Origin of the sequence: Azorhizobium oxalatiphilum (assembly GCF_014635325.1) — a bacterium.
GTDB classification, from domain to species: Bacteria; Pseudomonadota; Alphaproteobacteria; order Rhizobiales; family Xanthobacteraceae; genus Azorhizobium; species Azorhizobium oxalatiphilum.
Genome location: NZ_BMCT01000010.1, coordinates 170,416 through 183,717, shown reverse-complemented (window position 1 = coordinate 183,717; position 13,302 = coordinate 170,416). Strand labels below are relative to the sequence as shown.

At 60.8% G+C, this 13,302-nt stretch carries 14 protein-coding genes; 9 read left to right on the top strand and 5 right to left on the bottom strand.

Annotation, left to right across the window (positions count from 1 at the left end; all coding sequences use genetic code 11):
- The 5 genes from fdxH to IEW24_RS25740 all read left to right on the top strand — a co-directional run.
- Nucleotides 1–633: formate dehydrogenase subunit beta (gene fdxH, locus IEW24_RS25760; RefSeq protein ID WP_188583772.1), on the top strand; the 633-nt coding region annotated here is incomplete at its 5' end.
- A gap of 2 nt (nt 634–635) precedes the next feature.
- The gene (locus IEW24_RS25755) at nt 636–1,331 is read left to right on the top strand and encodes a formate dehydrogenase subunit gamma (protein ID WP_188583787.1); all 696 of its coding nucleotides are present in this window, start codon (nt 636–638) and stop codon (nt 1,329–1,331) included.
- 260 nt (nt 1,332–1,591) lie between these two features.
- Entirely contained in the window at nt 1,592–2,350 is a 759-nt protein-coding gene (locus IEW24_RS25750) for an SDR family oxidoreductase (protein WP_188583771.1), read from the top strand.
- Nucleotides 2,351–2,425: 75 nt separating this feature from the next.
- Nucleotides 2,426–3,772, top strand: a complete 1,347-nt coding sequence (locus IEW24_RS25745; protein WP_188583770.1) for a c-type cytochrome — start codon at nt 2,426–2,428, stop codon at nt 3,770–3,772.
- A gap of 117 nt (nt 3,773–3,889) precedes the next feature.
- On the top strand, nt 3,890–4,732 hold the full coding sequence (locus tag IEW24_RS25740; protein ID WP_188583769.1) for an SDR family oxidoreductase: 843 nt from the start codon (nt 3,890–3,892) through the stop codon (nt 4,730–4,732).
- An 81-nt stretch (nt 4,733–4,813) separates the two neighbouring features.
- Here the strand turns inward: IEW24_RS25740 and IEW24_RS25735 are convergent, their stop codons facing one another.
- Both IEW24_RS25735 and IEW24_RS25730 read right to left on the bottom strand, forming a co-directional pair.
- On the bottom strand, nt 4,814–5,782 hold the full coding sequence (locus IEW24_RS25735; protein ID WP_188583768.1) for an alpha/beta fold hydrolase: 969 nt from the start codon (nt 5,780–5,782) through the stop codon (nt 4,814–4,816).
- A 160-nt stretch (nt 5,783–5,942) separates the two neighbouring features.
- Entirely contained in the window at nt 5,943–6,380 is a 438-nt protein-coding gene (locus IEW24_RS25730; RefSeq protein ID WP_188583767.1) for a GlcG/HbpS family heme-binding protein, read from the bottom strand.
- A 224-nt stretch (nt 6,381–6,604) separates the two neighbouring features.
- Here IEW24_RS25730 and IEW24_RS25725 point away from each other — a divergent pair, with 224 nt between their 5' ends.
- The 4 genes from IEW24_RS25725 (at nt 6,605) to IEW24_RS25710 (ending at nt 10,145) form a co-directional block, all read left to right on the top strand.
- Entirely contained in the window at nt 6,605–8,317 is a 1,713-nt protein-coding gene (locus IEW24_RS25725) for a thiamine pyrophosphate-dependent enzyme (RefSeq protein WP_188583766.1), read from the top strand.
- Nucleotides 8,318–8,351: 34 nt separating this feature from the next.
- Nucleotides 8,352–8,855 carry a cupin domain-containing protein gene (locus tag IEW24_RS25720; RefSeq protein WP_210324288.1) on the top strand — a complete coding sequence of 168 codons (504 nt, stop codon included), beginning with the start codon at nt 8,352–8,354 and terminating at the stop codon, nt 8,853–8,855.
- 149 nt (nt 8,856–9,004) lie between these two features.
- On the top strand, nt 9,005–9,544 hold the full coding sequence (gene rclC / locus IEW24_RS25715; RefSeq protein ID WP_373870137.1) for a reactive chlorine resistance membrane protein RclC: 540 nt from the start codon (nt 9,005–9,007) through the stop codon (nt 9,542–9,544).
- 118 nt (nt 9,545–9,662) lie between these two features.
- Nucleotides 9,663–10,145 (top strand): cupin domain-containing protein, encoded by a 483-nt coding sequence (locus tag IEW24_RS25710; RefSeq protein WP_188583764.1) that lies wholly within the window; start codon nt 9,663–9,665, stop codon nt 10,143–10,145.
- 91 nt (nt 10,146–10,236) lie between these two features.
- Here IEW24_RS25710 and IEW24_RS25705 read toward each other — a convergent pair whose 3' ends face one another.
- The 3 genes from IEW24_RS25705 to IEW24_RS25695 form a co-directional block, all read right to left on the bottom strand.
- Complete coding sequence (locus IEW24_RS25705; RefSeq protein WP_188583763.1) at nt 10,237–10,845, bottom strand: DUF5983 family protein; 609 nt, start codon at nt 10,843–10,845, stop codon at nt 10,237–10,239.
- A gap of 262 nt (nt 10,846–11,107) precedes the next feature.
- Nucleotides 11,108–12,712: an AAA family ATPase gene (locus IEW24_RS25700; RefSeq protein WP_188583762.1), complete on the bottom strand. Its 1,605-nt coding sequence runs from the start codon at nt 12,710–12,712 to the stop codon at nt 11,108–11,110.
- Nucleotides 12,709–13,245, bottom strand: a complete 537-nt coding sequence (locus tag IEW24_RS25695; protein ID WP_188583761.1) for a hypothetical protein — start codon at nt 13,243–13,245, stop codon at nt 12,709–12,711. The genes IEW24_RS25700 and IEW24_RS25695 overlap by 4 nt, the downstream gene beginning before the upstream one ends.
- Nucleotides 13,246–13,302 lie beyond the last annotated feature (57 nt).

The window sequence follows — 13,302 nt, the reverse complement described above, 5'->3', positions numbered from 1 at the left end:
GAGTGGCTGATCCGCAAGGACGGCTGCATGCACTGTGAGGATCCGGGCTGCCTGAAGGCATGCCCGGCCCCCGGCGCGATCGTCCAGTACACCAACGGGATCGTGGACTTCGTCCACGACCACTGCATCGGCTGCGGTTATTGCGTGAAGGGTTGCCCCTTCAACATTCCCCGCATCTCCAAGGTCGACAACAAGGCGTACAAGTGCACGCTCTGTTCCGATCGCGTGGCCCAGGGCCAGTGGCCTGCTTGCGCCAAGGCGTGCCCCACCCAGGCCATCGCCTTCGGTACCAAGGAGGACATGAAGAAGCACGCCGCCGAGCGCGTCACGGATCTGAAGTCCCGCGGCTACAAGACCGCTGGCCTCTATGATCCGCCGGGCGTTTCCGGCACGCACGTCATGTACGTGCTCCAGCATGCGGACAAGCCGAGCATCTATGCCGGCCTTCCGGACAATCCGCGCATCTCGCCGATCGTGGAAGCCTGGAAGGGCATCACCAAATATTTCGGCATCGGCGTCATGGGCTTCGCGGCCCTTGGCGCAGCTTTCCACTATCTGGTGGCAGGCGCCAACAAGGTCAGCGCCGGAGACGAGGAAGAGGCCGAGAAGCTGGCGAAGGATGATCAGGCATGAGCATGCCCAGCCCCTATCGCGGTGACACGCAACCCGGCGATAGCGTGACGCTCAAGCCACGTTTGACCGTGAACCGATATACCCTCGGCGCACGCATCAATCACTGGATCACTGCCATCAGCCTCGTCCTGCTGGCGCTTTCCGGCCTGTCGCTGTTCACGCCGAACTTATTCTTCCTGACCAAGCTGTTCGGTGGCGGACAGCTTACCCGCGCCATCCACCCGTGGATTGGCGTGGTGCTGTTCTTCTCCTTCTCGCTGCTGTTCATCCGCTTCTGGCGGCTGAACCTGTGGCGAACGGAGGATGGCACCTGGCTGGCGCGGATCCGGGACGTGTTGCTGGGCCACGAGGAGCGGTTGCCGGAACTCGGTAAATACAATGCGGGCCAGAAATTCGTCTTCTGGAGCGTGTCAGGCCTGATCATCGTGCTGATCATCACCGGCCTGACGGTGTGGGAGCAGTATTTCTTCACATACACCAGCATTCCGACGCAACGCGTCGCGCTCATCGTCCATTCGCTGGCGGCGGTTTCCGCCATCTGTGTCTGGATCATCCACGTCTACGCCGCCATCTGGGTCAGGGGCACCATGAGCGCCATGACAAACGGGCAGGTGACCGGCGGATGGGCCTGGCGCCACCACCGCAAGTGGCTGCGTCAGCTCATCTCCATCAATCGGAACGGCAATCGGGAAGCGTGACCGCCGGCCTGGCTGACCTTCTGCCGACGCGCGTTCTGCACATGACGGGGATACGCATCGAGCCATCACGGCCGATAGCCTTCTCACGCGCAGGTGGCTCGACCGACAATACCGCACAACGTCCGAAAGTGACGTGTCTGCGTCATCCCAACTCTCGTCCGGTTAGGCCAAGATCAAGATTAGTCACCGCGACACTTTGCTCACAGGAGCGGACCGCGGCAGGGCGAACCATGACGGGCGAGGCCCGAGGAGAAGCAATTATGCAAATGACCGGCAACACCATCTTCATCACTGGCGGCGCATCGGGCATCGGGCGCGGTCTCGCCGAGGCATTTCATGCCCGGGGCAATACGGTCATCATCGGCGGTCGACGCAAGGCACTGCTTGAGGATGTCGTGGCCGAAAATCCCGGCATGGACATGATCGAACTCGATGTCGCAGATCTCGCCTCGATTGAGACCGCAGCGGGGGAGCTGGTGACGCGCCATCCGTCGCTGAACGTGCTCGTCAACAATGCCGGCATCATGCCTTTCGACAACGCTGCTGGCCGGATTGACGACGTCGTTGCGCAGAAGATCATCGACACGAATCTGCTGGGTCCAATCCGCCTTTCCTCGGCGCTGGTTGGCCATCTGAAAATGCGCCCGCATGCGACGATCATCTACAACACCTCGGTGCTGGCGTATCTGCCGCTCGCCGTCACCGCCGTTTATTCAGCGACCAAAGCGGCATTGCATTCCTATGCGCTCTCCCAGCGTTTCATGCTCCGCGACACAACGGTCTCCGTCCAGGAAATCGCCCCGCCTTGGGTCAACACGGACCTGATCAAGAAAAGCGATGACCCACGCGCCATGGCGCTTGAGGATTTCATTGCCCAGACCATGCAGGGGCTGGAGACGTCCGACGAGGAGGTCGTCGTCGAAGCCATAAAGGCCATCCGTGCGAATCCGGGGCCGCACGAGCATGCGCTGGTGAACGCTTTCAACGCGGACATCATCGCCCACCCCATCCCGGTCTGATCCCCCAATGTAACGGCCGGCAACGCGACAATGGCGCCGGCCGGCAACGCATATGATGAAGCAAGGGCAGGACAGATGTGGTGGCCGAAGTACAAGATGCAGGTGGTAGTGGCGGCACTGGCCGTGCTCATCGTGGGCGGGGGCGGTGCGATCTATTGGGCCACGCGCATTCCCGCCTCGCCCTTCGACCGGACGGCCGCCGCATCATCCACGGATCTGCCCGGAAGGGGTGAGTATGTCGCACGCCAGGCGGATTGCGTGGCCTGCCACACCGTCGAGCACGGCGCGCCCTTCACCGGCGGCCTTGCCATGGGAACGCCGCTCGGTGCCATTTACAGCACCAATATCACCCCTGACCCGGAGACCGGCATTGGCACCTATACGCTCGCCGAATTCGATAATGCTGTTCGTCGTGGTGTGGCGCGTGACGGGCACCGGTTGTACCCGGCAATGCCCTACCCTTCCTATGCGAAGATGAGCGATGAAGACATACAGGCGCTGTACGCCTTCTTCATGAAGGACGTTAAAGCTACGCGACACGAGAACAGGCCATCTGACATCCCTTGGCCGCTCAACATGCGCTGGCCTCTCGCCTTCTGGAATATCCCTTTCGTGGATCCCCATCCCTTCCAGCCGGACCTGGCACGGGATGAACGCTGGAACAGGGGGGCCTATCTGGTCCAAGGGGCAGGTCACTGCGGCAGCTGCCACACGCCTCGCGGCCTCGCCATGCAGGAGAAGGCTCTAGATCAGAGTAGCGACTCATATTTGTCCGGAGCATTGCTCGACGGCTGGTACGCACCGAGCCTACGCGATGACCCCAACACCGGACTTGGCCGATGGACGGAAGCCGATATCGCATCGTATCTGCGCACCGGCCGGAACCGCCACGGCGTCGTCTTCGGCTCGATGCTCGAGGCTTTCAACAATTCCACGCAGTTCCTGTCGGACGAGGATCTGGGCGCGATCGCATATTACCTTAAATCCCTGCCCGGCGATCCCAAACGGGACGGCACGCCCTGGCGCTATCAAGCCACCGGGGCCAGCAGCCGGGCGCCTTCAGATGGTGAAAAGATCTATGCCGCCCGCTGCGGCTTCTGCCACGGGACGGATGGTCTCGGCAGGGGGCCATGGATCTCGCCGCTCGCCGGCGCAACCTCGCTGCTCGCCAAACAGGATGCCTCGGCCATCAACATCGCGCTCAACGGTTCCGGCCGTGTAGTCCATGACGGACAGCCCGACAGCTACCGTATGCCGCCGTTTCGCAAGCTTCTGGACGACCGGGAGATCGCGGACGTGCTGACCTACGTGCGGTCGGCATGGGGCAATACGGGAAGCAGGGTCGAGCCAAGCGACGTCTCCCGGCTGCGTGAGTCTACGAACCCCAGCAGCCCGGACGTTCTCATCCTGCAGATGCGTTGAGCATCGGGGCACTTTCGCCTCTCTCGCAAAAGTTCGCGCAGAGCCAGGGGCGGGGGGAACTATTTTCGAAGCGACGCTCGGCTGGATTGCCGAAATCGCATGAGAAGGATCGACGATATGTCCAGAAATTGGTTCATCACCGGCATTAACAGCGGCTTCGGCAAGGAAGTCACGCGCCAGCTGCTTGAGCGTGGAGAGCGTGTCTACGGCACGGTGCGCAACACTGCGGGCATTGCGGACCTCCAGCATGCCTATGGCGATCTGCTGACCATCGGGACACTGGATGTAACGGACACCGATGCCGTCAAGACCACCGTCCAACAGGCATTCGCCCGGCTGGGCCGCATCGACGTCATCTTCAACAACGCCGGCTATGGTCTGTTCGGTGTCGCGGAGGGCCTGAGCAGCGAGCAGATCCGAAAGCAGCTCGACACAAATCTGCTGGCCCCAATCGAAGTCGCGCGGGCGGCTCTGCCGTTTATGCGCGCGCAAGGCGGGGGGCACATGCTGGCCATGTCGACCTACGGCGGGCAGGCTACGCACCCGGGCGCCTCGCTGTATCACGCCAGCAAATGGGGACTGGAAGGCTTCTTCGAGTCACTTGCAGCGGAAGTGGCACCGTTCAACATCGCAGTGACCATCGTGGAGCCCGGCGGCGCGCGTACGGCCTTCCGGTCGGCCGCTGCGAGCAATGCCGGAGCATTGCCCGAGGCCTATCTGTCGCTGCCGGTCGGCGCCCTTCTGGCAAGGCTTGGTGACGCGTCCTTTGTCGCCAATGGCGACCCTACCAAGATGGCCCGGCGGATCATCGAAGCCATCAACGAGCCCAACCCGCCGCGTCGCCTCGTACTGGGAAGTGATGCCTTCCGTATGATTCATCAGGCACTGACAGCTCGCCTCCAGGCGCTTCACGGCCAAGAGGCGCTCGCCAGTTCTACCGACTACAATACCCCGGCCTGACGCCTCCCCCGTCGCGCGAGATGAGCGGACGGAAACGAAAGGCGGCGGCGGCGTCCGTCCGGGACACCGCCGCCGCCTGCATCACGCCCTGATGAAGGCCAGCAGATCCGGATTGATGACGTCCGCATGCGTGGTCGCCATCCCGTGAGGATAGCCCTTGTAGATTTTGATCTCGCCGTGCGGCAGCAGCTTGATGGAGAGTTCCGCGGAATCGGCGATCGGCACCACCTGGTCGTCATCGCCATGCATGAGCAGCGTCGGCACGTTCATGCGCTTGAGATCGCCTGTGAAATCGGTCTCGGAGAAGGCCTTGATGCAGTCGTAATGAGCCTTCGCGCCGCCCATCATGCCTTGCCGCCACCAGTTGCGCACGACAGCATCCAACACCTTGGCCCCGGTCCGGTTGAAGCCGTAGAACGGCCCCGACGCCACGTCGAGAAAGAACTGCGCCCTGTTGGCCGCAAGCGCGGTACGAAAGCCATCAAAGACCTCCATCGGCAGGCCTCCCGGGTTGGACGCACTCTTCAGCATGATCGGCGGAACAGCACCGATGAGCACCGCTTTCGCCACACGACCATGGCCGTGGCGGGCGACATAGCGCGCCACCTCGCCACCTCCCGTGGAATGGCCGATGTGAACAGCGTTTCGCAGATCCAGATGCTGGGCGAGCGCCGCGACGTCGGCGGCATAGGTGTCCATGTCATTGCCATGGTCGGTCTGGGTGGAGCGCCCGTGGCCGCGGCGATCATGTGCGATGACCCGATAACCGCGCTCCGCGAAGAAGAGCATCTGCGCATCCCAATCATCGGAGGACAAAGGCCAGCCGTGATGGAAGACCAGGGGCTGTCCCTTGCCCCAGTCCTTGTAGAAGATCTCCGTTCCGTCTGCCGTCCTGATCGTCGCGGCTCCGCCGTTGCGACCTTCATGAGCGCGGACGGGACGGGGCGGCGTCTGGGCCAGTGCCGGCCCACCCACAGCGACGAATGCGAGGGCGCCGACGGCAGCACCAGAAAACTGGCGGCGCGTCGGAAATAGAGCGTTTCCGGTCATGGTTTCACCTCGTTTGATCTGATCACTCCCGCCCGGACGTGCCGCAACACCGGCAGCCGTCGCTGCGTGACGGCGCCCGCAATCACATATGCTTCGGGTGGGCTCCGTCTCCCGGAAAGCCTTCACGGACTTATCCGGAGCCTTCGTTTCCGGGGCGTGCTTATGCAGCCCCACCCAGTGCGGCCAGAACCGCCTCACGTCCGGCCTGGGCGACGGCTACGTCCTGCTCGGTCGTGCCGGAGCCGACACCGATCGCGCCGATGACAGCTCCTCCGAAGACGATTGGCAGGCCGCCGCCAAGATTGACAATCGCTCCGGCGCTCGCCGCGGCGAGGTTCGCGCCGAACTCCTGAGGCAGCGCTCCCGTAGGCATTCCCAGAGAGGCGGCAGTCTTCGCCTTAGCGATGGCTGGCTCAAGCGCCAGCGTTGCGGCCCCATCCATGCAGGCAAAGGCGAGAAGTTCACCGGCCTGATTGACCACTGCGATGCACTCCGGGGCGCCGATGGCGATCGCCTTGGATACGGCCCCCTCGACGGCGAGTGAGGCACCACTGTAACTCACGGAAGCATGATTGATCACCAGATCATTGGAAGACATCTTAAACTCCACTTGCAACAGACCACATAGATCCACACCAAATAACTACAGCAACACAAAGTATATTCAAATTATACCGCCGTATGGGGCACACTCTCAATTCGGTATAATTTCGTCATCTGGATAATAAATGTAGACAACAGATGAAGCCGCAACCTGACGCGTCCGTCAGGCCTTTCGCTAATGGCGACGGGGCCCACGGCATTCCGGCCGGAGAACAACACATGCCCCAAAGCGTCGCAGAAGTGATTGTTGAGACTCTCCAGCTGGCCGGCGTGCAGCGTTGCTATGGAGTTCCCGGAGACACTCTGAACTACATCACGGATGCCATTCGCCGAAGCGATATTCGGTGGATCCACGTTCGCCACGAGGAGGCAGGCGGCCTTGCCGCGGGTGCGGATGCTCTATTGACCGGTGAGCTGAGCGCTTGCGCCGGTTCCTGCGGTCCTGGCAGCCTGCACTTCATCAACGGCTTGTACGAGAGCCATCGCAACCGCGCCCCGGTTGTGTTGATCGCCAGCCAGATTGTTCGGGATGAGCTCGGCTTTGAGTTCCCGCAGGAAGTCGACTTCAAATCTGTGTACGCTGGTTGCAGCGTATTTTGCGACGAGATCAGGACGCCTTCCCAGGCGCGCCGCAAAACAGCGATGGCTGCGCAGGCGGCTCTCTCCCGGCGCGGTGTCGCTGTCCTGATCGTCCCCGCCGACGTTTCGCAGGCGGAAGCCGTCGGGGAGCCGGGATTTTCGGTCCATCGCCCGCAGCCCCAGACCTGTCCGTCGCCCGCAGAGATTGAAAAGATTGCCGCGGCCCTCAACGCCGGGCAGCGAATTGCGATCTATGGGGGATCTGGCTGCGAGAAGGCCCATGAACAGGTGGTTGCGCTGGCCTCAAGGCTCGACGCCCCGATCGCCCACACCTCGCGCGCCAAGGACTATCTGGAACATGATAACCCCTTCAATGTCGGCATGACCGGCGTCTTCGGCTCCGAGGCCGGCTACCACGCGCTGATGGCCTGCGACACGCTGCTTCTGCTGGGCTGCGACTTTGCGTGGCGGCAGTTTTACCCATCGAATGCGCAGATCATCCAGATCGACATTGACGGCACGCATCTCGGTCGACGCCACCCGATTGACCTCGGGGTTGTTGGGGGCGTCGCGGAAACCATCACCATGCTCCTCCCCCGGATTCAGCAGCGGACGGACCGCACTTTCCTCGATGCGTGCATGGATCACCGGCATGCCGCTCTCAGGGCCCAGGAAAAGCACGCGATCATGCAGGAGGGTCGCAAGATCCATCCGCAGTATCTCACGGAAACAATTGCCCGCCATGCGGCGCAGGATGCGATCTATGCGGCAGACGGCGGCTCACCCATGGTCTGGTGCCTCCGCCACGTTCCGTCCACGGGTGCCAACCGCACGCTGGTCTCACTGACCCACGGCACCATGGCCAATGCAATGCCGCAGGCCCTCGGGGCTAAGGCTGCCTTTCCTGATCGACAGGTCATCTCAATGTCGGGGGACGGAGGCATCGCAATGCTACTGGGCGATCTTCTCACCGCCGTGCAGGAAAACCTCCCCATCAAAGTCTGCATATTCGACAACGGCACGCTCGGTTTCGTCGAATTGGAGCAGAAGGTCGAGGGCCTCCTCGAGGCGTTCACCGAATTGGTCAATCCAGATTTCGCCAAGGTGGCACAGGCCATGGGCTTCTGGGCCCGGCGGGTGGAGAGGGCCGCGGAACTGGAAGCGGCCGTACAGCAATGGCTGGCCGAGCCCGGACCGGCTCTGCTGGATGTCGTGACGGATCGTTTCGAACTCGTCATGCCGCCTAAGGTCAAGCCGCAGCAGGTTTTCGGCACTGCGCTCTACTCGGCCAAAGCGGTTCTCGCCGGCAAGGGCAGCGATGTTTTCGAGCTCGTTCGTGGCGCCATCAGTTGAGTTGGTGGGGGAGCCCAAAATGCCGGAGAACGTCATGAAGATTGAGCAGGTCCTGGGCATCGCCACCAACGACGGGCATGACAGCGCCAACCCGCCGCACCTCACCTACATGGCGATGCACACAGATCCCGCCGGACTGAGTGCGATGGCTTTCCGCGAACTGACCGGTTTCAGCCCACGCAGCCTGGGGGGACAGGCGGCGTCGATGTGGATGCAGCGATTTGCGGGAGCGCCAACAGAGGTGTGGTTCACCGTTCTCCCGGTCGGGTGGGTCGGCGAATGGCACGAAAGCCCCGCGCGCCAATGGGTTACGGCGCTCTCTGGACGCTGGTGGATAGAGACGGCGGATGGTCAGCGCCTCGAGATGGGGCCGGGCGAGATCCATTGGGGCCAGGATCAGTCCACCATCGGCCAGCGGGGGCACCGATCGGGACAGAGCGGTGATACGCCCTGCGTCCAGTTGATGATCCGGTACACCGGTTCGTCGGGTTGCGAGGTCAGCTGGCCGTTCACGGTAAAGAGCGAGGCCACCACCTGAGCAAACGAACATCGTCGGGCGTAAGCGCCATCTTTGTTCGATGAACGTTTTTCACATCAAGGTTCAATGGTGAAGCGATGAACGAAATATACACGACCTGCCTCAGAATTGCTGCCGCTCCGCTCTCGTGTCGGATTGGCATTGCCGGCATGAAGATCGCCATCGCGATCATCTTCCTCTGGATCGGCGCTCTGAAGTTCATTCCCTATGAAGCCGACAGCATCACGCCCTTCGTCGCCAATAGCCCCTTCATGTCATTCTTCTACAACGACCCGAAGGATTACGGGGCACACCTGACGCATGAAGGCGAGCTGAACCCGGTGAAACGGGAATGGCAGGTCGGCAACAACACCTATGGCTTCTCTCGTGGGCTGGGCACACTCGAACTCATCATAGGCGCCATGACACTCGCCGGCTTGTGGAACCGCAAGGTCGGGCTGATCGGCGCGTTTCTCGCCTTCGGCACGCCTTTTATCACACTATCTTTTCTGATCACCACGCCGGAAGCTTGGGTTCCTGCGCTCGGCGATGCCGAACACGGCTTCCCGTATTTGTCAGGAGCCGGGCGCTTGGTGGTCAAGGACGTGGCCCTTCTTGCTGGCGCTTGGCTCGTTCTTGCCGACACGGCCCGGGCGCTCCTGGCAGAACGCAAAGTCGTCGTCAGCGCCTTCCAGCGGCAGACGATCTGAACGCCTCTACGCCACAAGGCACCAAACGTTGGGTCGGATGGCAGCGCATTTTCTGGCTGGCAATCCGCCTCTCCCCTCCTGACAAACTTCCCTTATTGTTCTGCAGCGAGATACTAAGATGACAGCGTCCATCAGCACCGTCGACCTCCCCGCAACGGCCTCCGCCCCTGCCCTGTCCACTCCCCCGTTGGTAACCGACGCACCAGGCCGGGGCATCATCGCCAGCGTGAGCGCTCATATGGCGACATTGCCAACCCTCTACGAACTGGCGAACCAGCCTATCGAGCAGATTTCTCCCCTCGTCCGGCGTCAGTATCTGGGCGGCACCCAGACCACTTTCGTGAAGTGGATGGTGAAAAAGGGAGGCACCTTCGCCCTTCACCACCACAGCTACGAGCAGATCACGTGGATCATCGAAGGCCGCTGCGAAGTCTACTCCCAGGGCAAGAAGTTCATAATGGCAGCAGGCACCGTTCTGGTGATACCGCCGAACGTACCTCATGAATTTATCTGCACGGAGGACACGATTGACATCGACTTCTTCGCGCCCGCGCGCCAGGACTGGCTGGACGGCGCCCGGTCTGCGGCCGCCGCTCGCTAATATTACAGTGCTGCACGCAAGAACACCTGATGTTGCCGTTCAGTTCTGAATTCGCTCTGTCTCTTTAGCCGATGTTCAATGTGATATCGCGTTACGCCAACGTAGTCGCTTGCACATCTGCCTCGCGGTCATCACCATCGAACAATGGGAAGCCTGGAAGACATTCAGCATCCTGGTGAAAGCGTATGTCGGCAGCGCCACTTTCAAAAGCGAAGGTGAACAACGCAATAAACTCATTCGAAAAACCTTCCGCTGTCATTCTCTCGATCACATCCTGCCTATCAGCATCCAATACTTCCCGAGCCTGCGGTTTGAGCTCGTCGTAGGATACCGGAGCAACGCATCCGGAGGTGCTGATAATCCAACCGCTCACACATGGAGTGACATGCAGTGACTGGCCCGGGTCTCGGTCACACTCCATATCGCGGCCCGGCCCCCGATAAGCTCCCAGCAAGTCGCAATCATTTCCAGTGAGATGGGCGGTCGACACGTCGAGCAGCGACCAGAAGAATGCCTTTCTGCGTTGCCCTTCCGCCGCAGACAGGAGCAGGCTTTGCTGCACCTTTGCCGGCGTGGGGAACTTGGCAAACAGGCATGCCCATTCCTCGTCGGAGAGGCGCGATCGGAGCTCCGCATGCAGCTTGCCGAGATAGATCGCGCAATTATGTACGCCTGACTGGTCTGACAATTCCGGGCTCACCCATCGCTCCTTAGAGGCCACCGGAAAGTTGGGCCCTTGGAGAAAGGATGTCTCATGCATCCATCGGCGACAAGATCGCCGACAAGTCCATGACCTCGACCTCGCCTCTTTCTTGTGCGGCTAACGGACCACCACCGGGCCGTAGTGACGTAAGCCCAACCAATCCGAAGACCGCGGCACCCATCTTGGAACACCAGCACCATTCTGGAGAACGACAGTTTGGCTCTTTGAAGAGGCGATACCGAGCTCGGGGACCCCGACCTCAATGTCGACCATGTCGCGCGCGCAGGACGACTTCGATCACACGTTTCAGCTTCCGAAGTGAGCCTCCCGGCCAAACACTCGCCACGGCCGCAAGCTCGGCCTCATCGAGCGATGAGGCGAACCGAATGTCATGTGAATCCTCCAAAGCGATTTCCGTGATTATCCGCTTACTAATGGAAGGTAGATGCTCGACCGTCGGTGTAGGCCAGAAAACGACCCGGCAGCGATCCCGCAACACCTGGGGTATGACTTCGAGTTCATTTGCGGTCATGACCCACGAGACGTGAGAAAGGTCGCACGGAGCCTCGAGATATGGGTCCCGAAATCGCGATGCAGTTTCGCGCTCCAGAAACGGCAGCATGGCATCAAGCAGATTCCCGTTTCTACGACCAGTGCCGGCCTTGTCGATCTCGTCGATGAGGATCCCGGGTCCGCCATGCTTGAAACGAGCGATTGTCGCAACGGGGAGGCAAGGCTCTCCGGACGACCACCTCCGCGGCGTTCCCGCGATAGAACCATCGTCGGCAGCGGCTGCCCCGACCATCTCGAACGGAAGCTCCAATCGAGACAAAAACATCCGCCCAAATCTCGTTTTCCCAGAACCTGGAGCACCGACCAGAATGGTCGGCCTAATGTGAACATGCTCGAGATTATCGAGACCCGACAGGAGCGCTGATATCTCGCGTTCGGCGAACGGAAATTCAGATCGCAGCGCGTCTCTCACCAATTGCAGATCGGGCGTCTCTGCCAGCTTCAGCGGTACATGAAGGAATGGGCGAAAGCTGGATTTCACCTTCCGCCCCTCGTCGGTCATCGCGTTGCCCAGGGCAGTGAACACTACAACCCCCGGACCGCCGACTTGCTCAACCTCCAAGCTGGCAGCCTGATCGATCGGCTCTTGCTCGCTCCTGCTGCCGGGATTGTTCGCGTTACCCTTGGCCAGCACTCGATTCCTGGATTCCAATGCGCCGAGAATGTCGCGCGCGTAGATCGAGGCGACAGCATCCGGCTCTCGGCCATACCGGAACGGCACTGGCCCACTTAGGCAGTGGTACGCGGGATCCACACTCGCCGCAGATCCAATCCATCCGAGAGACTGCCCCACCAGACGATACACGCTGTCCAGACGTGCCACACTCGAAGATCGCATTGCCGCCATCGCCCCAGCATCCCGAGCGGTGTCAAACATCGCCTGTACGTCGCCTAGGGCCGCTGCATAAATCCGTACACGTAGCCTCCACAGTACGAAGCGTTTGGATAGAAGGTCGGCGTACTTCAATAGCAACTCATCCACTGCACGGACCGCCGGTGCGTCTATCAAGTCGATCGCCAGCTGATCGACGCCGTCGATCAAATCCTCGATCTGGCTGCGACATCCCAATCGCTTCAGTCGGCCGGACAATCTCTCTGCAAACACTTGCGCATCTTCATGAACGCTCCCCAGATGAAATTCCATGCCTTCGAGCAATTCAAATGACGTCGGAAGATGGTCACCACGTGTGGCGGCCTCCTCGCGCTTTCGAAAGCGTTCAGCGGACGCCGAGAGGCGATTTAATGCTCGGTCGTCTGCGGAATCCGAAGAGAGATCGTCGATCACATTCATGATGCACCTGCGTGCGCGTCAAGTCGCTTGGAGAATACGCTCAGATAAAGCGATGCTGCCGCGTGGATGATACCCGGCAAGGGCCGGCAGGATTCAGAACTCGACAATGACGCAATTTCATCGTCACTGAGCATCGGAACAGCCGGAAGAATGCGGGTCTGAGCTACTATCGAAGGAGTACATCCCAAACTGGTTAGAGAGCGAGCAAGGTCTATCGAATTGATATCGGCGCCCTCAAATCCCACGGGTAAAACATAGACCACGGTCTCTTGCGCGCGCGGCATTAACCGAACCGAATAAATGTCCATCAAGTCGTATACGAGATACTCAATCTCCGTGTTGCCCGGCCGAACGGGAAAAATGATCCGGGTCGAGGGCCCGTCGAGCATTCCTAGGTTGAGCCTCTCAGTCGAAAGATCGGCTACAACAAGCCCGGATTGCGCTGCCGCAAGGATTGCGGATGCCGAAATTGAATTCGACGATCCGACAATTTCGAGAGCCGTAAATGGCAGCCGCAACAGCTTCGCGACCAATGCTCTGGTCCCAGGCGGCGTCATTTGCACATGGACTGGCGCACGCCCTCGCCGATA